11 protein-coding genes and 7 pseudogenes are annotated in these 18,719 nt (G+C 60.2%); 12 read left to right on the forward strand and 6 right to left on the reverse strand.

The features are described from left to right. From HCN58_RS34665 to HCN58_RS34675, 3 genes are all read left to right on the forward strand, one after another. Positions 1–281 (forward strand): transposase (locus HCN58_RS34665; protein WP_171583792.1); only part of this gene is annotated, 281 nt, incomplete at its 5' end. Positions 282–1,273: 992 nt separating this feature from the next. Next, positions 1,274–1,462, forward strand: coding sequence for a RidA family protein (locus HCN58_RS37710; RefSeq protein WP_376701260.1), 189 nt, complete (start codon positions 1,274–1,276; stop codon positions 1,460–1,462). Positions 1,463–1,852: 390 nt separating this feature from the next. After that, entirely contained in the window at positions 1,853–2,788 is a 936-nt protein-coding gene (locus HCN58_RS34675; protein WP_235984153.1) for a polyamine ABC transporter substrate-binding protein, read from the forward strand. A 331-nt stretch (positions 2,789–3,119) separates the two neighbouring features. Here the strand turns inward: HCN58_RS34675 and HCN58_RS34680 are convergent. The 3 genes and pseudogenes from HCN58_RS34680 to HCN58_RS34690 all read right to left on the reverse strand — a co-directional run bounded on the left by HCN58_RS34680 (position 3,120) and on the right by HCN58_RS34690 (position 7,198). Next, positions 3,120–3,973 (reverse strand): annotated as a pseudogene (locus tag HCN58_RS34680) (transposase). Positions 3,974–4,523: 550 nt separating this feature from the next. Continuing rightward, positions 4,524–5,594 (reverse strand): dipeptidase, encoded by a 1,071-nt coding sequence (locus HCN58_RS34685; RefSeq protein WP_171583794.1) that lies wholly within the window; start codon positions 5,592–5,594, stop codon positions 4,524–4,526. Between the two features lie 1,421 nt (positions 5,595–7,015). After that, the gene (locus HCN58_RS34690) at positions 7,016–7,198 is read right to left on the reverse strand and encodes a hypothetical protein (RefSeq protein ID WP_171583795.1); all 183 of its coding nucleotides are present in this window, start codon (positions 7,196–7,198) and stop codon (positions 7,016–7,018) included. Between the two features lie 994 nt (positions 7,199–8,192). Between HCN58_RS34690 and HCN58_RS34695 the strand changes: the two genes are divergently transcribed. From HCN58_RS34695 to HCN58_RS34715, 7 genes and pseudogenes are all read left to right on the forward strand, one after another. Then, entirely contained in the window at positions 8,193–9,287 is a 1,095-nt protein-coding gene (locus HCN58_RS34695) for an ABC transporter ATP-binding protein (protein WP_171583796.1), read from the forward strand. Between the two features lie 199 nt (positions 9,288–9,486). Next, a pseudogene (locus HCN58_RS36940) lies at positions 9,487–9,669 on the forward strand (ABC transporter substrate-binding protein); the annotation flags it as partial. Between the two features lie 47 nt (positions 9,670–9,716). Then, positions 9,717–10,250 carry an extracellular solute-binding protein gene (locus tag HCN58_RS34700; protein WP_283814692.1) on the forward strand — a complete coding sequence of 178 codons (534 nt, stop codon included), beginning with the start codon at positions 9,717–9,719 and terminating at the stop codon, positions 10,248–10,250. A gap of 75 nt (positions 10,251–10,325) precedes the next feature. Continuing rightward, positions 10,326–11,024: a hypothetical protein gene (locus HCN58_RS34705; RefSeq protein ID WP_235984155.1), complete on the forward strand. Its 699-nt coding sequence runs from the start codon at positions 10,326–10,328 to the stop codon at positions 11,022–11,024. Next, positions 11,024–11,338 carry an ABC transporter permease gene (locus HCN58_RS36540; RefSeq protein ID WP_235984160.1) on the forward strand — a complete coding sequence of 105 codons (315 nt, stop codon included), beginning with the start codon at positions 11,024–11,026 and terminating at the stop codon, positions 11,336–11,338. Before HCN58_RS34705 ends, HCN58_RS36540 begins: the two co-directional genes overlap by 1 nt. 8 nt (positions 11,339–11,346) lie before the next feature. Further along, a pseudogene (locus tag HCN58_RS34710) lies at positions 11,347–11,821 on the forward strand (ABC transporter permease); the annotation flags it as partial. Positions 11,822–12,107: 286 nt separating this feature from the next. Continuing rightward, positions 12,108–12,394: pseudogene (locus HCN58_RS34715) on the forward strand (MaoC/PaaZ C-terminal domain-containing protein); the annotation flags it as partial. Between the two features lie 694 nt (positions 12,395–13,088). On the opposite strand, the gene HCN58_RS34720 reads toward HCN58_RS34715, so the two are convergent. Beyond that, complete coding sequence (locus tag HCN58_RS34720; protein WP_235984157.1) at positions 13,089–13,922, reverse strand: SDR family NAD(P)-dependent oxidoreductase; 834 nt, start codon at positions 13,920–13,922, stop codon at positions 13,089–13,091. A gap of 822 nt (positions 13,923–14,744) precedes the next feature. On the opposite strand from HCN58_RS34720, the pseudogene HCN58_RS37285 reads away from it, so the two are divergent. Beyond that, positions 14,745–16,413, forward strand: a pseudogene (locus HCN58_RS37285) (3-hydroxyacyl-CoA dehydrogenase NAD-binding domain-containing protein); the annotation flags it as partial. Between the two features lie 371 nt (positions 16,414–16,784). Here the strand turns inward: HCN58_RS37285 and HCN58_RS37715 are convergent. Both HCN58_RS37715 and HCN58_RS34735 read right to left on the reverse strand, forming a co-directional pair. After that, a pseudogene (locus HCN58_RS37715) lies at positions 16,785–17,165 on the reverse strand (ATP-binding cassette domain-containing protein); the annotation flags it as partial. Positions 17,166–17,366: 201 nt separating this feature from the next. After that, a complete protein-coding gene (locus HCN58_RS34735) occupies positions 17,367–17,597 on the reverse strand; it encodes an extracellular solute-binding protein (RefSeq protein ID WP_283814694.1) in 231 nt (76 codons plus the stop codon). 923 nt (positions 17,598–18,520) lie between these two features. On the opposite strand from HCN58_RS34735, the pseudogene HCN58_RS34740 reads away from it, so the two are divergent. Beyond that, a pseudogene (locus tag HCN58_RS34740) lies at positions 18,521–18,719 on the forward strand (IS256 family transposase); the annotation flags it as partial.

Raw genomic sequence — 18,719 nt, forward strand, 5'->3', positions numbered from 1 at the left:
GCCCAGGCGACATCGTGATCATGGACAACTTGTCCAGTCACAAGGGACCAAAGGGGCGCGAAATGATTGAGACCGCCGGCGCAAGCCTACGTTACCTGCCGCCCTATAGCCCCGACTTCAATCCCATCGAGAACGCCTTTGCCAAGCTCAAGGCTCTCCTGCGCAAAGCCGCCGAACGATCGGTCGATGGCCTCTGGAACGCCATCGGCCGCATCATCGACCGCTTCACCCAAACCGAATGCAAAAACTACTTCACCGCCGCAGGGTACGCTGCAACATGATCGGCGAATGCTCTAGCCGCGGGATCCCGCGCCGCCGGGCTCCCGGAGGCCGTCTTCGATCTCCATTTCGACGCGGATATCTCGCAGCTATTCCTCTTCTCGCTGATGTCGTTCGCGACCTGGTCATGGTAGTGACGTGACGCCTCAGTTAGGCGCGTGGTAACGCCGCTTGTGTCCACGGGAAATCTTCGTGGTCGTGCGCACTGTTGTAACGCGACACGAGAGTTCTCTGTCCGGTTATTCAACCCTTTGCGATAACTTGCCTGCCCACTCGGCGCCAGTGTGAAGGGAGCTCTTCATGCCACGGGCAGCCAAGGCTCCCCGACGTGCAGCAGGCCGGGCGGTGGACAGCGCGAGTCCGCGGCCCGGCTGATTGCTTCAGGCGGAAAGAGGTCGCGCTTGCAGAAAAGGATCGCGGTGAGCGCCTGGGCGTTCGATCATGCGCCGGATATATGAGCCAGACTTCAGAAGAGGCGACATCATCTCTGCGACGCAATGCCGTTTAGAAGTCCACCAAGAGACTGGTGCGATCATCCAAAACAGAAGGCATCGGTTTCCGTCGGAGGCACAGCCGCTCGCCCAAAAGTATAAACAGGACGACGTGCCGAAGCGAATTTGCGCGATTTCGCGTCGAAAGTCTGCTCAAAGCGGTAAATACGCTCGAAATTCCCGGATGGCCTGGAAATTTCGATGAAATTCTGCGTGATACTCGGAATAGCTTACTAGAGAGTTGAACATCTCATCTCATCTCATCTCAGCTACTTGCAATCGCATGTGAACCAGCTGACCCTGTCAAAAACAAATAAGGAACAGGCATCATGATTACCTGGCGCGAGGCGGTCTTTGCCGGCGATTTGGTGATGGTTTCGGGTCAGTTCGCCTCAATCGTCCGAACCGCAAAGAGCTCGTCGCCGGCGAGGGGCAATCCCGGCAATAGCGCGTGCCTGCGCAGACTAGGCAGGCGCTGAAGAACATCGTTGGCGTACTCACAGTTGAATGGGCTCACCGTCTCGGACGTGGTCAAGTGCACGGTCTCCTTGACCGCGCCGGACGACTACACAGCGATGAACGAGGAGTACGCGAAAGTCTTCCACACTGATCCGCCAGCCCGGACGACGGTTGCGGTGTCCGACGCGCTCGTTGAGATCGATTGCGTGGCTTATCGGAAACGCGGGTCATGACAATTTCATGACTCGGTGAGTGTCACCGAAGCGAGGCTTGTACGTGCTCCGGTCTCAGTCTGCGGACATGATGATTTTGTGATCAAGTTGCCGAACTTGAAGGCGGGGTGAAGGTCGAGCCCGGTGCGCCGATCACCATTGGCTGAAAAGCCGAGGGTTGTCGGGCGCTGGACGCGACATGACGCTGTCGTCAGGGCAGGCCGAACAACGCCGCTCTTATCCTGGGAAGGGGGCATAAGTCGGGAGAAAGGAAGGAAGACGATGAGGACATCCTTAATTAGCGCTGGCGTCCTGGCCCTGACAGGCTGGGCGGCGAGCGCATTGATGCCGGTAAAACTTGCTTTTGCGGATGATCGGCTGTCGATTGTCTCGTGGGGCGGGGCGGCGCAGATGGGCATCCGCAAGGCCTATTTAGAGCCCTTTTCGAAGGCGACCGGGATCAAGATCACCGAAGACGAGTACAGCGGCGAGATTGCCAAAGTCCGTGCCATGGTCGAGTCCAAGGCCGTGAGCTGGGATGTGGTCGACAGCAGCGGCAGGCAGGCCATTCAAATGTGCGCCGAGGGCCTTCTCGAGACGATCGACTGGAAGAGGCTGGGCCTCGACCGGACCAAGTTCATGGCCGGCGACCAGCAGGACTGCGGGGTGCCGTCGTCAGCCTCTGCCACCGTCATCGCCTATGACAAGGGTAGGCTGGCGAATGGCCCGAAAACCATTGCCGACCTGTTCGACGTAAAGAAATTCCCCGGCAAGCGCGGACTGAACAGGACTCCTGTAGGCAATCTCGAATGGGCGTTGATCGCCGACGGCGTGGCCATCAAGGACGTCTACAAGCTCCTCAAAACGCCCGAGGGCGTCGACCGCGCCTTTAAGAAGCTCGACACGATCAAGAAAGACGTCGTCTGGTGGACAGCCGGCGCCCAGCCACCGCAGTTACTGGCCGATGGCCAGGTCATCATGACCTCGGTCTGGAACGGCCGCATCTACGATGCCGGTAAGAACTCCGGCAAGCATTTCGAGATCATGTGGGACGCCGAGCAGCTGAGCTGGAATGTCTGGGTGATTCCCAAGGGCGCTCCGCGGCTCGACAACGCCTACAAGCTCATCGCTTTCGCCGCTTCGCCCCAGGCGCAGGCCAACCTGACGCATTACATCCCTTACGCTCCCGGCAACAAGGATGCGGTTGCGCTTATCGATCCGGCGATCCTTCCCAATGTTCCGACTGCGCCCGATCATATGGCCAATGCTCAGCCGCTTGACAACGCCTTCTGGGCTGAGAAGGACGACGAGTTAAACCAGCGCTTTACCGCCTGGCTCGCCAAGTAACCAGGAAGGAACGGCGAGGCGGACTTCCGTTCTCCTCGTCACTTCGAATGGGCAGTCTGCCACTTCACCGGCGATCAAGGAAAAGACTGACGAAACCCGACCGACAAGATCACGCAACGGGTCGAAGAGACCCCATTTCTGGACACCCACGAGCATCTGATCGAGGAGAGCCAGCGCCTCTCCGGCGTGATCGATTGGTGGCTGCCTTGCAAGGACTGGACGTATATGTTCAAGGCCTACGTTACCAACTATCTGTTGGTTGCGGGGATGCGGGCTGGCCAACTGCAAAGCTTCCTTGGGCCGGATCCTTTCGAGCTAGAGCATTCGCCGATCATGTTGCAGCGTACCCTGCGGCGGTGAAGTAGTTTTTGCATTCGGTTTGGGTGAAGCGGTCGATGATGCGGCCGATGGCGTTCCAGAGGCCATCGACCGATCGTTCGGCGGCTTTGCGCAGGAGAGCCTTGAGCTTGGCAAAGGCGTTCTCGATGGGATTGAAGTCGGGGCTATAGGGCGGCAGGTAACGTAGGCTTGCGCCGGCGGTCTCAATCATTTCGCGCCCCTTTGGTCCCTTGTGACTGGACAAGTTGTCCATGATCACGATGTCGCCTGGGCGTGGTGAGCTCGGCGACGAAGGTTGTGGTCTTCCAATGGCCGTGCGGAACGCTGGCTCTCAGACGCTCGCCGCGCGGACGTCGGCCATAACGGCGTGCCATGTTGGTGGAGACCCAGGTCTCGTCATGAAGACGAGGAGGCGGGATCAAGAGCAGGCCGGCAGTCGACCCAATCTTGCCGGCGCTTCACGACGTCCGGACCTTCTTGCTCGCTGGCGTGCGCGGTCTTTTTTTGCGCGTGATGCGGTGCCGGGCGAGGAACCGGCGGACCGTGCCCGCGCCGAAAACCAAGTCCTTCTCGGCCAGGAGCCGACGCAGTTCCTCGATCGCGAGGTCGGGCGTCGCCTTCAGCATGGCCAGGATCGTCTCCTTGTGCGCCTCGATCCGGTCGGACCTGCGGTCCCCGCCCAACGCTTCCGGCCGCGCATCGCCCTGTTGCCATTCCAAAATTGCGCCAGCGGCTCACGCTGGCCGCGCTAACGCCAAACCGTTCGCCCGCTTCGCCGTGCGATGCGCCGGCCTGCACAGCGGCCAAAACCCGAACTCGAAGATCCAGCGAAAGAGGTTTCGACATGCCCGCCGGCCTCCGCCTCCGGCAGGCAGTTTGATCAGCTCAATGCTGATTTGGGAATCCCTTTCGATTCATCCAGGTCGGCGAATGCTCTAGGTGCAGCCCGGCTTTTACGCACACGTTCGGCACCTCGCGAGGAGCGCACCGTCACCGGACTTGCCGTCCTCCTCCAATCCAATGTCCTAGCGCGCGCTGCAGCCCTATTGACTGGCTGGCCCATATGATCGCTTGCTGGACGCCGAACATAACCGAACCGGCTGGGAGAATCCTCCGTTTCACCGGATCGAGGATCGCTGCGACGGCCGCCCGACGTTGCTCATCATCAACGAGGGCTCCGGAAGAGCTCTATTCGACCGACCATCATGATGTCGCCGATGAGCTCGCAACCCTGCCGAAGGATTTGCGGGAATTCCTGGTCGTATGCCGCGCATCGGACCGCCTTTGCCGCGAACCGTGCCGGAGCCGCCGGCCTCGGTCTTTATCTGGCTGACGGGCAGCGGCGCGCTGCGGCCCCGAACGTCTGCCCGCTGCTCATGCCCAGGAGATTGCCTAGCTAGTGCGTCCCCGCCACCTGCTCCCAGACGCGGAAGAAGTTGCCGCCCATTACTTTTCCTAGTTCTTCAGCCGAGAAGCCCCCAGCCAACAAGCCATCATAGATGGCGCGGAAATTCCCCTCTAGACCGAATTCGGCCGTGTGCCAAGTAGGGGGTTCTGGTCGGGACGCAGATCCGACGCCGACGCGGTCGCTGCCGATGCCGAGGTGATCAATGCCGACGAGGCGCCTGACGTGATCGCAGTGGCGCACCAGATCGCTGAGGCGAGGTATCCATCCGGCGGGGATGATGCCGATGACGCCACCCTTCGCCGCGATGGCGCGGATTTCTTCGTCGGTGAGGAAGCGATCGTAGCGCATCTGCATCCTCTCCGCCGGCTCGAGAGGGTCTTCGCAGAGGCTCCTCACACCGGTGTGGCTGCAGATGACCGGGTGCGAGGAGAGGGCGATGGTGTCCATGATGGTCTCCGTGTTGGAGTGCGCCAGGTCGATAACGATCCCAAGCCCATTGCACTCGCGCACGACCTCGCGCCCAAAAGGCGTCAGGCCCCCGGGTGAGTACGGATATGTCTGGATGTGCCCGACCTCGTTCGCGCGCATGTGGACCAACTGAAGGAGGCGTAAGCCGCGGCGATGGAGCTCGTGAAGGTTGTCGATGACGCCTTCCAGGCCGTCTGCCCCCTCGAGAGCCGGCATCAACGCGAGCTTCCCTTTGCTCTTGGCCGCGCGCACAGCCGCCGGGCTGTCCGCCAGCACCGCCTCGCCGTCGTCGATGGTCCTCAGGATCGCGGAGATGCGATCGAGGTCGAACGCGAAGGCCGCCCCGGGCCTGGGGCGGTAATGGCCCCATCCGTACGTCCCGTCGGGCTTCACGTAGCTGTATGTCGCGTCGCCGACGACGTTGCAGACGACAACGTCGATGAGACCGCGGCGATACCGATCGAGCTCGTCGGACCCGATGCGGGGCACGTCGGGATAGTGGATGCCGTCCGGGTGGGCGTGCATGTCGACGAACACTGTCTGCTGATGGATCTGTTCGAGTCGATCCGAAGGACTCTCGAATACGTTCACGCCTTGTGTCCCCGAGCCCAGCTCTCCGAACCCAACTGACCTGAGAGCACCACTAAGTCGCGGGCAACAACGGCTTCACGCCAGGTAATCATAGTGCCTACCTTTCCTTCGTTTGTTTGACAGGCCCAGCTGGTTGACATTCGAAATGCGAAACAACTGAGATGAGATCAGATCAGATCAGATCAGATGATCAACACTCCGGCAAACTATCCGAATATCGCGCAGAATTTCACCGACCTTCCGCGTGATTCGGGGGAATTTCGACGCATGTGCGTTTTTGAACAACTTTAAGGCGCGATCTCGCGAAAAATCCCACCATCACCGTTGCTGCACGCTGGGCCTCAAAGTCGGCGGCGCGCCACCGACGGAAACCGGTCCTTCTCGTTTAGACCGCACCAGTCTCATGGTTTAGCTTCGAAACGGTACGCGTCGGAGGAGATGCGGCGTAAGAGAAGCGTTGTGGACCCTTACTGCAGGACTCGAAGAAGTCGGCACTGCAATTCGATCTGAGAGCCGCTTCAAAATAGGCCTGCTTCGCATCGATGCTGCGGCTACGCGTTACAGCCGGTAACCCGCTTGAAAGCAGCCCGTGACGAACGCACCGCAGGGAAAGCGTAAGCGTCAACATGGCCCTGTGGTCTCGTGCAGTTATCATGGCGGAAACGAAATCGCTGTGGACCGAGGCGCTCTCAGCCCTGTGCTCCGCCCCAAATCTCCACGGGAGTGCATTATGGGCTTCGGCATGAGCGTTATAGGCGGAAGCCGCTCCACCCACGCAATCGGCGATCGTCCTGGCTCAGCCTCCGTGCCAGCCGAAGTGAAATAGCAGACGATCAGCTTGAAGTCCGCGGGAGTCCGACGGAAGGGCGTAGGTGGTCCTCGATAAATCCTATAGTGAAACGGGTCTGGAGCATGAATTGGCCTTCCATGACACGCATCCCGTTCTTGCTGTACGGACACAAAGGCACGTCGCCGCCGAGCCACATCGTATCGCGCAGCCGGATCGCTTGGCAGTAGAGCAAAGGGATCGGCCAATTGCAGACGCGCTTGGGCAAATGGTCCTCGCGCGGGGATGTATTTGTGGTAGTCGTTCCGCAGCTGGCGCATGGCCATGATCTCATCTTCGTCAAGGCGCCATTCGGGTTGAGGCAGTGGCAGGGGGCGACGGTCGCGGGCGGCCCAGCTCACGAAAGTGGCTCGCCCTTACCTTAGCGAGCGGTGCCCATTGCTCGCGCGTGGTCCCAAAGTAGTGGCCCTCCATCTGGCGCTGTCCTGGAAAGAGGCGCCGAGCGCGGGCGGCCCAGTGTCTCCGCGTGTCTCTCCATGATGAAGCAGCTCTGGCCACGCCGTGATCGGTTGGTGCACCGCGCCGTAAGCGTCCTCCGTTCGCTCGCCGGAAGACGACTAATCGCAGTCGACGGCTACTGCTCATCAAGGCCCATCTCGTGGACGGCATTGTCGATGGCCATATCATCGAATTCTCTAAGCGCTTCGGAGCTTTTCAACTCCGGACCGGCGAGGCGCGCGCGCTGCCCGCATGCGTCGACCTGCGCAGCTATGAGGTGAAGGCTGAGACCGTGTTCATTCCTGAGCGGGAAACCCACCCCTCGCGATCTCCGATTGCAAGGACGCCACCGACCGCTGGCAGGAAGCTCTGTTGATCAAACTCTTAGTGCGCGACTCATTCGACCGTACGGCAGTCGGCGCGCAGCCTACCCTCAAACCTGCCTGGGCAACTTGATCAAGCAATGGTGATCGTCGGCGCAGGCAAGGCCGGCACGACCGCCGCGATCGCGCTGCGCAAGGCCTGATCATCTTAATCGGCAACGAAACTATGCTGCCATATGAGCGGCCTCCGGTATCCAACTCAATCCTTTCCGACGAGACCGTAGACCGAAGTTGCTCGTCACCCCCGAGCGATTGGAGGACTTGCGAATCGACTATCACGAAGGGCGCAACGCCGGGTCGATGGATCGCGCGGCACACACCGTCACACTCTCGGACGGTCGGCAAGCTGACCTACGAACGACTGCTTCTAACTACCGGCGCCTGCCCTCGAAAATTGAGAGATCCGGTCCCCGCAGCAAGCAGAGTGGCAACGCTGCGCACGTTTGAGACGCGTTAGCTATTCGCCGAGTCACTAGCCAAGGGGGCGAGGTGGTCGTTATCGGCGGCGGCTTCATCGGGCTCGAAGTTGCAGTGAGTGCGGTGTCCAGAGGTGCTCGAGATAAGCCGCTTGGCTCTCTATCCCTTGGTGTTCCAGCCGAAAACGCCTTTGAGATAAATCTTCGCAGTAAGCCGATCTGGCGCAGGATTTCGGCTGATTGACCGGCCACATTAATGGAATTCTGCTTGAGCAGCCCGATAGTACTTCGCAAAGACAAAAAACTCCGAACCCTGGGGTCGCGGAGCCAAAACGCACGTTGGAAGGAGCACGGTTGGGAGGAAATAATGAGTAGCGTCATGCCGGCCTATCTCCGCGGTGCGGACCGCGCGTGTAAGAAGCTGCAATCCGTCCAAAAGAACATTGTGGTCGGGTCATCGACGAGCGCCGCAAGCGCGGAAGCGCCACGGTGTGCCGGGGAGGGAACAGGGTTGATGCCGGGCGCGAAGAATGCCTTTGTGGAGTTTTCCGGCGTTCAGAAGACCTATGACGGCGAAACGCTGGTCGTTAAGGATCTCAACCTGGACATCGCTCGAGGTGAGTTTCTGACGATGCTAGGACCTTCCGGTTCCGGCAAGACGACGACCCTCATGATGCTCGCCGGCTTCGAGGCGCCCACCTATGGCTCGATCCTGCTGGCGGGACGCTCGATCGAAAACGTGCCGCCGCACAAGCGCGACATCGGCATGGTGTTCCAAAATTACGCGCTCTTTCCGCATATGACCGTGGAGGAGAACCTCGCCTTCCCACTTAAGGTGCGCGGGCTTGGGAAGCTGAAGAGAGAGGCTAGGATCAAGCGGGCGCTCGATATGGTCCGGCTTGGCGCCTATGGCGGGCGTCGGCCCGGCCAGCTTTCAGGCGGTCAGCAGCAGCGCGTCGCGCTCGCCCGCGCGCTCGTCTTCGATCCCAAGCTCGTGCTGATGGACGAGCCGCTCGGCGCGCTCGACAAGCAACTGCGCGAACACATGCAGCTCGAGATCAAGCATATCCACGAACATCTCGGCGTCACCGTAGTTTATGTGACGCATGATCAGAGCGAGGCATTGACCATGTCGGACCGCATAGCGGTGTTCAATGAAGGCACCATCCAGCAACTCGCCGCGCCCGCCGAGCTTTATGAGCGGCCGCAGAACGCTTTCGTCGCCCAGTTCATCGGCGAGAACAATCGGTTGCACGGCAAGGTCGTGGCAATGAATGGCGCGACCTGCGAGGTGGAGATTCCGGGTGCCGGCAACGTGCAGGCGCTGGCGATCAATGTCGAGGCGGTCGGCCGGCCGACGGTGCTGTCGTTGCGGCCGGAGCGGGTGAAGCTGAACCCGACCCCGGGCTCGCTGCCCAATGTCTTCAGCGCGCAGGTCGCGGAAGTGATCTATCTGGGTGACCACGCGCGCACCCGGGTTTCGGTCTGCGGCCACGACGATTTTGTGGTCAAGCTGCCAAATTCGGACGGCGTCGGGCAGCTTGAGCGCGGTGCGACAATCACGATCGGCTGGAAAACAGAAGATTGTCGGGCGCTTGACACCCCGTAAGGACGCCCGAGACTTCGCCGCAGCAGGTTCGGCTGGGTCTTCGGCAGCGCTGCCTCCGTCCTGGGGTGGCATAGAGGGGGAGATAGTAGAGATGAAAAAGCCATTCTTCACTGCGAGCACCTTGGCCGTCATCGGCCTAGCAGCGGGTCCGTTTGCTCTAACGGTCCCCGCCTTTGCGTACGATCAGCTGAATGAGGCAATGTGCGCCCAAGGCCTCCTCGAGACGATCGACTGGAAGAGGCTGGGTGTTGATCCGGCGAAGTTCGGTGAAGCTGGTAAGCAGGACTTCGGGCTGCCGATGCACACGACTGCCATCGCCTACGACAAAGACAAGCTGCCAGACGGCCCCAAGACCATCGCCGACCTATTTGACACGAAGAAATTCCCGGGCAAGCGCGGACTGCAAAAGAGAGCCCTTAGCAATATCGAATGGGCTCTGATCGCGCAGACGGCGTGCCGACCAAGGACGTCTATAAAGTCCTCAACACGCCCGAGGGCGTCGACCGCGCCTTCAAGAAGGTCGACACGATCAAGAAAGATGTCGTTTGGTGGACTAGTTTGTCCCAGCCGGCGCAGCTTCTCGCCGATGGTCGAGTGATTATAGCGGCGAGCGGCCAAAGCGCCATCTACGATGCCAACAAGAACTGCGGCAAGCACTTGGAGACCATGTGGGACGCGCAGCTGCTAGCCCTCGATTTCTGGGTCATTCCGAAGGGCAGTCCGCATCTGGACGCCGCCTACAAATTCCACGCCTTCTTCGGGTCGCCTCAAGCGCAGGCGAGGCTGACGCACTACGTGCCATTGTCCCCCGCCAACAATGACGCGCTGGCGCTTGTTGATCCAGCGATGAAGCCTTACCTGGCGACCAGCCATATGGGCAATGCTCTGGCGTTCGACACAGCCTTCTGGAATGAGAAGGGCGATGAGTTAAACCAACGCTTTACTGCTTGGCTCGCTAAGTAACACCGAAGAATAGAAATGGCGGGGAGGGCTTCTGTTCTCCTCGTCGCCTCCAACGGACGAACTGAGAGAGAATCGATGGCGACGATAGCCGTCCACACCGACAACCCGGAAGGCATACGTCTGCGTCTCAAGCTGCGGCGCGTCGAGCGCCGGCAGAAACTCAAGGCCTTCATCCTCGTTCTTCTGCTCCTGCTGTTCGTCCTGCTCACCTTCATCTTGCCGATTGGTCGGATGATATTCAACGCGGTCCATGACGATACGCTCCTGACGCTGATGCCACGAACCATGGCGGCGCTAAGCGCGTGGGATGGCAAGGACCTCCCGAACGAGGCCGTCTATGCCGCGTTGGTGAGCGACCTGAAAAAATCTTCGGCTCAAAAGACGGCGGCCGTGATCGGCATGCGAATGAACTATGAGGCGCCTGGCTCCCTCAGCGAGGTGGTATCGAGCGCGCGCAAGGCGAGCATGCTTTCCGACGGGCCCTACAAAGCGGCACTGATCGAAATTAGTCCGCTTTGGGGGCAGCACGGCGTCTGGAGCCTACTGAAGCGCGGAACTTCGACCTATACGGGCTATTACCTGCTGCGTTCCCTCGATTACCAGTATGGCCCCGACAGCCAGATCGTGCCCCTCCCGTCGGAAAGCGCGATCTTCCGAGACTTTTTCTTGCGCACGCTTGGCATCAGCATCGGCGTAACCATCATGACCCTGTGCTCGGCTTCCCGGTGGCGTATCTCCTGGCGACGTTGCCGCGCAAGTCCAGCAATCTTCTGATGATCATGGTCGTGCTGCCGTTCTGGACATCGGTGCTGGTGCGCACCACCGCTTGGGTCGTGCTCCTGCAGCAGCACGGCGTCGTCAACGACATGTTGATGACGCTGCACATCATATCCCAGCCAGCCGAACTTATATTCAACTGGATTGGGACCATCGTGGCCATGACCCATATCCAGCTGCCCTTGACGCTCCTACCGATCTACAAAACGATCTCACCGAGCTATGTCCGCGCCGCTCGCTCGCTCGGCGCCGGACCCTTTTACGCCTTCTGGAAAGTCTACTTTCCCCAGACCTCTGGCGAACGGCCGTAATGACCGTTCTGATCTCGCCTATCATCGTGCCGATCGTGATCACAGCGGTCGGGGTGTATTTCTTTTATGCCGATGTCGGGTTGCTCAACAGCTATACTGGACTGATACTGGCGCACACCACGCTGGCCACACCCTTCGTTGTCATCACGGTGCTTGCGACGCTGACGGGTTTCGATCACTCGCTGACCCGCGCAGCCGCCGGTCTTGGTGCGACGCCGGTCACCGCTTTTCGTCAAGGTCACCCTGCCGCTCATATTTCCGGGCATGATCTCCGGTTCGCTCTTCGCCTCCCTCACTTCCTTCGACGAGGTCGTGGTCACTCTTTTCGTCGCCGGCCCTGAGCAGCGGACTTTGCCGAAAGTCATGTTTTCCGGCATCCGCGAGGAGATCAGTCCGACGATCATTGCGGTCGCGACCGTACTGACCACTATCGAGCTACTGCGGCGGCGCTCGGAGCGCCTGCGTGGCATCCGCAATACTTGACACCGGTCCTGTGGCACGTTGAGGCCTGTGTGCCGTCTCCAGGGCCTCCCCCAGGCCGTTGCGCATTCGCAAGATGGACGTGCTCGAATTCGACCGAAAGCGCTACCTCGATGGCCTCGCGTCCGCCTGGACGCGCGGTAAGCCGCCGGTCCCCCTCTCGAATGGGCTCTGATCGCCAACGTCTACAAGGTGCTGGTGGATGGCCGGCGCCCAGCCAGTGAAATCGATGATGCAATCATGGCGTGTGGATTGGTCCCGCATTCATCACTGCATCGCGTTGATGGACGGCGATCTCAATCCGCTGCATTCCGATCCCGACCTCGCCAAGCGGGCTGGCTTCCCGCGCCGGTCCTGGATGGACTGTGCACATTCGGTATCACTTGCCGTGCGGTGCTGCAGACGTTCTGCGGTTACGATCCCACTAGGATCCTGAGCCATCAGGTACGCTTTTCGGCGCCCGTGTTTCCCGGCGACGCCATCACTGTCGATCTCTGGCAGGATAGCAACGTGATCTCGTTTGAGGCGCGTGTGATCGATCGCGGCGCGACGGTGATCAAGAATGGCAAGACAGTGTGCTGCGCGTCTAGGCGCGATCCCCTCGGGCGGCGGGTGGGCCGGCCGTATCTCGCCAAGCCTAACCCTGCCTGCAGCGATGGTCCCCAGCTCGAACACAACGGCGAGCATCAGGGGACTGGTGTACTACCACCAACTGCCACAACTGCAGCCGGAGCCGCCAACCGATGGACGTTTTCTGAGCGCGAATGCTGCCATACCTTTCAGAAGCCCTTCCGAGCAGCAAGGCCGCTGATATCATTGAGTATCGCAACGCTTTAAACTGCTCGGCTCTCGCCGTTTGCCGGCATTGGAGGAACCTCGCCAGGCAAGGCGGAAAGCAGCTTCAGCGGTAGCGTGGCGACGTGGTGCTTGCGGCGACCGCGCCGTCTCGGTTCGCCCCGCGGCGAAGGCTCATAACGGCCGAGTTTCTGATCGGCGGTGTATCGCAGGCTCCTGTGCGTGAAGCCATCGTTGAAGTTTCCGGAGATCGCTGAATTCGATCTCAGTCTTTTAGCCCAACCAGGGAATCCGTGACGTCCGTCCTTCTCGCCGAGACGATTGGAAATCCTTTTCCTGGCGTGATCAGCTCGCCCACGCATATCGTAGGCGAGGGATCGCTATCGGCGCAGGAAACACGTGCGGCCGATGCGCGACGCGTTCGAGCGCGAGAAGGATCGACTGGCAGTGTGGGTATATTCGGAAGGGGCATCACCTATCCGCTGGCACTTGCACCGAGATCAATTGTAATGCACTCACCATTGATTCCGGAGGCACAAGAGCTCGCAAGAAAGCCAATGGTTGCCGCAACCTCACGCACGTCAACGAAGCGATTACCGGGTTGCGACGCGCGGAAAGCCGCCATGACGTCTTCCGTGCTCATGCCGCGATTTTTCGCCTGTGCCTCTAGCTGACCACGCATCAGCGCGGTATCCATCCAGCCTGGCGCGACGGCGTTGACGGTAAGACCGTGCGCACCGGCTTCCAGCGCGGCGGTACGGACCAAGCCAAGAACTCCGTGTTTAGCGGCGCAGTACGCAACCTTCTGCCGTGCACCGCCGTAGCTAGCGACTGATGCCGTGACCACAACCCGACCACCGGGCTCTTTCGTCAGAGCCGGCCACGCCGCCTTCAGCGCGTGGAATGGCCCGTCCAACATCAAAGCATTGAGACGATCCCATTCGGCATCGGGAAACTGATCGAAGGGAGCCATAAACTGCAGTCCAGCATTTAAAACCAGGATGTCGAGACGCCCGGCGGCCTTGAGTACATGGGCGACCATGTCCCTATTCCCGCTCGCAGTGGCAAGATCCGCGTGGAAGACACCGTCGCCAACGATATCCACCCCACGCACGTCCGCTCCGCGCTCGGATAGTTCGGCCACAATGGCCTTCCCGAGTCCTCCAGTCGCTCCAGTTACAAGCGCGACTCGGCCCTCCAGTGACCATCCACGCACATTGAACTGTTGTTGTTGGCTCTCACCATCGAACTTGCCCATTCGTTTCTCTCCTACTTGTTGGCTCATCAAACCGACGCGATCATCTTTCAACAGAGTCTCGTGCTCGGTAGTGCCAGGGGCATTCACCACCGCGGCCGCTGCTGTCCGGCGTCGGATAAGCAGCCGAAGCTCCCGCTGCAGCCTGCGAGATAACCGGGAAATCGAAGGTTAGCGAGATCACTAAGAGAGGGGCAACTGCGCAAGAGACGTTCGAGGTCAAGCATCGGGAGAGCATGAGATCTGCATTTCACAAAGACTATGCTGCCATTTATGCTGAATTCCTCCGAAAAAAGAACTTGCTTGGCAGAAGTTGTGCGCCAAATCTGACAAATGCGGAGCTTCTCTGCGATCAGACAAGGCGATTTCTCGAGCGCTTAGATTTAGGAGGATGGGCAGACTCTTTCCGACGCCGGCCGGGCCAGCAGGATCCGGCTTACTGCCCTCTCGGCACGAGGCTTCTTTCTTCAGACACTGAGTTACCGGTCTTGTTCGAAAGAAGTACTCGTCTCCGTTCTCAGAGTCAGAGCACGTACGCCGTGGTCTGCGGCAGGCAAGGCGTCGTGATATGGCTTGTCATGGCGTGATCTCCACCGGCGCTCAAATGCCGGAATCGCTTGTTGGTCCAAGCTGGAGATTACGCCGCCCTCATTTTCCAACCACTCCCGCTACGGCACCTGGTCCCCTCACGCGTAGCCACTGTTGCAATGCAAGAAGTTTATGCGCGCCACGCGCTCTTCTCGAGCGGGTCCCGATTCTTGTTTGAACCGAACGCCAATGGTGGCTGAAGCCGATATGTGAGGCCATGATCTCGCCTTCATCGGGACGCGCTATCACCGACCGGGTGAGCAGAATGCGATCCCAAGAAGTGTAAACGTGGCTAACGTAGTCAAACTCGAACGTCATGAGCTGATCGCCGCTATGACGATCAACTATCCTTCCGTGAACGCGCTGAGCGCTGCAGTGTGCCGTGGTATCGTAGACTGTATGAATGCCGCGATCGCCGATCCGAAGGTGAAGGCGATCGTTCTGACGTGTGTGGGCCGAACTTTCATTGTGGGAGCGGACATCACCGAATTTGGCAAGCCGCCGGAGGGCCGAGCTGGGACGAGATGATGGAGGTGTTGAAAAACTCGCCAAAGCCTGTCAGCGCTGCGATCCACGGCAGCGGTCTCGGCGGAGGGCTCGAGGTGGCGTTGGTCTGGCATTATCGGGTCGCGACCAAAGACGCCTTGCTCGGTCTGCCCGAGGTCAAGCTGGCCCTTCTGCCGGCGGCCGGGGGCACACAGCGCTTGCCGCGCACGGTGGGACCAGAGCTGGCGGTCAAGATGATTGTCGGCGGTGATCCGATCAGCGCGGCGGACGCGCTGAAGAGCGGCTTGCTCGATGAGGTTGTCGCGGATACGGCCTCCGGTGGTGAGGCATTTGCCCGCAAGATCTTGGCCGAGAAGCGGCCGCTTCGCCGGCTACGCGATGACGACTCCAAGCTTGCCGCGGCCAAAGCGGACCGCTCGATCTTTACCAAGCGGTCGCTGTGATGACCAAAAAGGCGCGCGGTCGGGAAGCGCCGTTCGTTGCGGCGGATGGGTGCGGCGATCGACCTGCCATTCGACGAAGGCTTAAAAAAGGAGCTCGAGGCCTTCAATAAAACTCTTGCCGGCGATCAGCCGAAGGCTCAGCAATGCCTTCTTCGCCGAGCACGAGGCCGAAAAGTTTGCTGGCCTGCCCGAGGGTACCGAACCGCATCCTGTTGAGCGCGTTGCCTATCCTCGGTGCAGGCGCCATGGGCGGCGGCATCGCGATGTCCTTTGCCAATGCCGGCATTCCCGTCACCCTGATCGAGACCAGCGAAGAGCAGCTCTAACGCGGCACGGGCATCCTGCAGAAAAACTGGGAAGCGACCGCGGCGCGCGGCGGTACCCGCGGCGGACGCGCCTGCCAAGCGCATGGCGCTGATCAACGGCGTTGTCGGCATCGAGAACGTCAGCAATGCCGACCTCATCATTGAGGCGGCGTTCGAGACTATGGCGGTGAAGAAAGAGGCGTTCGGCAAGATCGATCAGTACGCCAAGCCCGGCGCGGTGCTCGCCTCCAACACTTCCTATCTCAACATCAACGAGATTGCGAGTTCGACTAAGCGTCCCCAGGACGTGCTCGGCATGCACTTCTTCTCGCCGCCAACGTGATGAAGCTGTGCGAGATCGTGCGCGCAACCAAGACCGCGCCGGCTGCGCTGGTGACCGCCGTCACCAGCGCACGCAAGATTGCCAACGTTCCGGTGGTCGTCGGCGTCTGCCAGGGCTTCGTCGCCAATCGCATGTACGATCAAAGCGGGAAGCAAGCCGGAAAGCTGTTACTTGAGTGCGCGCTGCCGCAGCAAGTGGATGCGGTCATAACGAGATTGGGCATGCCCATGGGTCCCTTCGCGATGGGCGATCTCGCCGGCCTCGATATCGGCTGGTGCTCGCGGAAAGATCGCGGCGTTAATTCGGAGATTGAGGACGCGCTCTGCGAATCCGGCCGCTCCGGCCAGCCGCGTGGCCGGGCGACATGGACGCTAGGGTCCTTAGTGCCGCTCGCCGGCCGCACCGATGAGACAGCCCGCACCAGGACGCCCTCGCATTCCGCGACGACGACATCGTTCTCGATGCCACGCACGATGGCCGGCAGGAGGTTCGATTCGCCGATGGAGCCTGCAACGAAGCGATCGCAGGGGCGGTCGTACAAGTCTTCCGGCCGACCGACCTGTGCTAACCTTCCTTCGTTCATCACTGCGATGCGATCTGACATGGTCAGCGCTGCTTCCTGGTCGTGCCTGACGTAGATAAGGGGATACCAAGATCGGCATGCAAGGCGGCGCATTTCGAACTGGAGATTCTCGAGCAGCTGCTTGTCGAGAGCTCCAAGTGGCTCGTCCATCAACAGCAGCCGCGGTTTAAAGACGAGAGCGCGCGCAACCGCAACGCGCTGCTGCTGACCGCCGGAGAGCTGGCGCGGAAAGCGCGTCCCATAGCCGGGCAGGCGCACCAGTTCAAGCGTCTCGCTCATCCGTTTCGCCCGCTCCGCCTTCGGCAAACCACGCTGCTTCAGGGGAAAGCCGATGTTCTCGGCCACGGTCAGATGCGGAAACAGAGCGTAGTTTTGGAACACCATCCCGATGTTGCGGCGGCCACCGCCGTGAAGCTCGCGTAACTCTTCCTCAAATCGGCCAGAGAAACCGAAACGCCGCTGATCCGATTCTCGTGTTGAGCCGAAGCCCGAGAGCTTAGTGCTTGCTCCATAAAATGCGGAATTCATCAAAGGTTTAGCCGTGAGGTCCTCGGGACGCGACAAAGAACGCGCTGTCCGATCAACCGTTTGTTGAATTTCGCCTGAGCCATGTCGCCGTTTTCAATGCACCAATCGACGTTGCGAGACACCATCTGCTTCTTGTTTTCAGGCGCGCTCGGCAGCATCGCGAACCGCTGTGGCGGAATGTACTTATTTGCACCTTCATTGTCACGCCATACGGGGTAGAGAGCGCCAACGCGCCTGCGGAATAGGCAAGGTCGCAAAGGCGGCGAATTTCATGGCGTTCGCCTTGTTCTCGGCGCCCTTGGGAATGCCCCAAGCATCGGAATTCGATAGTCCTGGATTCCAGGTAATCCCTGCCGGCACGCTCTGCTCCTGCAACGTCGTCATCCGAGCATTCCAGACCGTAGTCATCACAATCTCGCGGTCACTCAGCATCTGCGTCGGCTAGGCGCCGGTCTGCCACCACTTGACAACGTTCTTCTTGATCTTGTCGTAACTTGCCAGTGCCTTATCCACATCGAGCGGGTAGAGTTTGTCGGCAGATAATCCGGCAGCCATCAACGCGAATTCCATCTCCGGGCGACGTCGGCTATGCCGTACATGGCGCGGTCGCCGGGAAATGTTCCAGAAATCGGCCCAGCTTGCAGGTGGGGCGCCTGTGAAGGCGTCCGGTGCGGTAGGCCATCACCTGAGCCATATCTGCATCTCCACACCATACTCGAAGCGGTGCTCCTTGGGCACTCCGTCGGTCGATCAGTGAGTAGTGGATCTTCTCGAAATAAAGAAACTATACGACCGATGGACGGAGAGGGGGCGCCTCGAAGTCGTTCCGTCAAGGCCAGCCCTGTGGGGGTGAGGTAGATCTGGACGACGGAAACGATACTTCAACCTGGATGCTGATTCTCGAAATCGCCCACGATTCCGAAATGAAATGCCCATTTCCGAGATGAAATGGACCACATTCCGGGATGAAATCGCCGGGGGTGAAGCCGCCTGTTTTGGCTCTGATAGGTCCCCTCATTTCGGCTTTTGGCAGGAGTGGATCGGATGCCGATGGGGAGGCTTGCGATGCGCCATGTGCGCGAGGTGATGAGACTGAAGGCGGCGGGCCTTCGATCCGGGAATCGGGCGGCGGGTCGGGATCGTCCCCTCGACGGTGCGGCTGACGATCCGGCGGTTCGAAGCGGCAGGGCTGAGCTGGCAGTTTGCGGACGACCTCGCGGATACTGTTCTGGAGGAGCGGCTGTTTGCAGGCGCCGGGGTGCCGTAGCGGGAGTGGTTGGAAAATGAGGGCGGCGTAATCTCCAGCTTGGACCAACAAGCGATTCCGGCGTTTGAGCGCCGGTGGAGATCACGCCATGACAAGCCATATCACGACGCCTTGCCTGCCGCAGTCCGAAATCGAGACGACGAGGCAGCTTTTCGACAACTGGTTCGATCCGATTGAAGCCGACCTTCGGGATCGCGCTCGCGACTTTCTCCAGGCCATGCTGGAAGCCGAGCTCGACGAGGTGCTCGCCCGCTCGCGCTACGCGCGGCGCGCGAAGTCGCCGAGCG

The sequence above is a fragment of the Bradyrhizobium australiense genome (genome assembly GCF_013114825.1).
GTDB lineage: Bacteria > Pseudomonadota > Alphaproteobacteria > Rhizobiales > Xanthobacteraceae > Bradyrhizobium > Bradyrhizobium australiense.

Coding starts and splice junctions, on each gene's coding strand:
- HCN58_RS34675 (WP_235984153.1), top strand. CDS start 1,853: ATGGGCATCCGCAAGGCCTATTTAGAGCCCTTTTCGAAGGCGACCGGG.
- HCN58_RS34695 (WP_171583796.1), top strand. CDS start 8,193: ATGCCGGGCGCGAAGAATGCCTTTGTGGAGTTTTCCGGCGTTCAGAAG.
- HCN58_RS34700 (WP_283814692.1), top strand. CDS start 9,717: ATGGGCTCTGATCGCGCAGACGGCGTGCCGACCAAGGACGTCTATAAA.
- HCN58_RS34705 (WP_235984155.1), top strand. CDS start 10,326: ATGGCGACGATAGCCGTCCACACCGACAACCCGGAAGGCATACGTCTG.
- HCN58_RS36540 (WP_235984160.1), top strand. CDS start 11,024: ATGATCATGGTCGTGCTGCCGTTCTGGACATCGGTGCTGGTGCGCACC.
- HCN58_RS34735 (WP_283814694.1), bottom strand. CDS start 17,597: ATGCTGAGTGACCGCGAGATTGTGATGACTACGGTCTGGAATGCTCGG.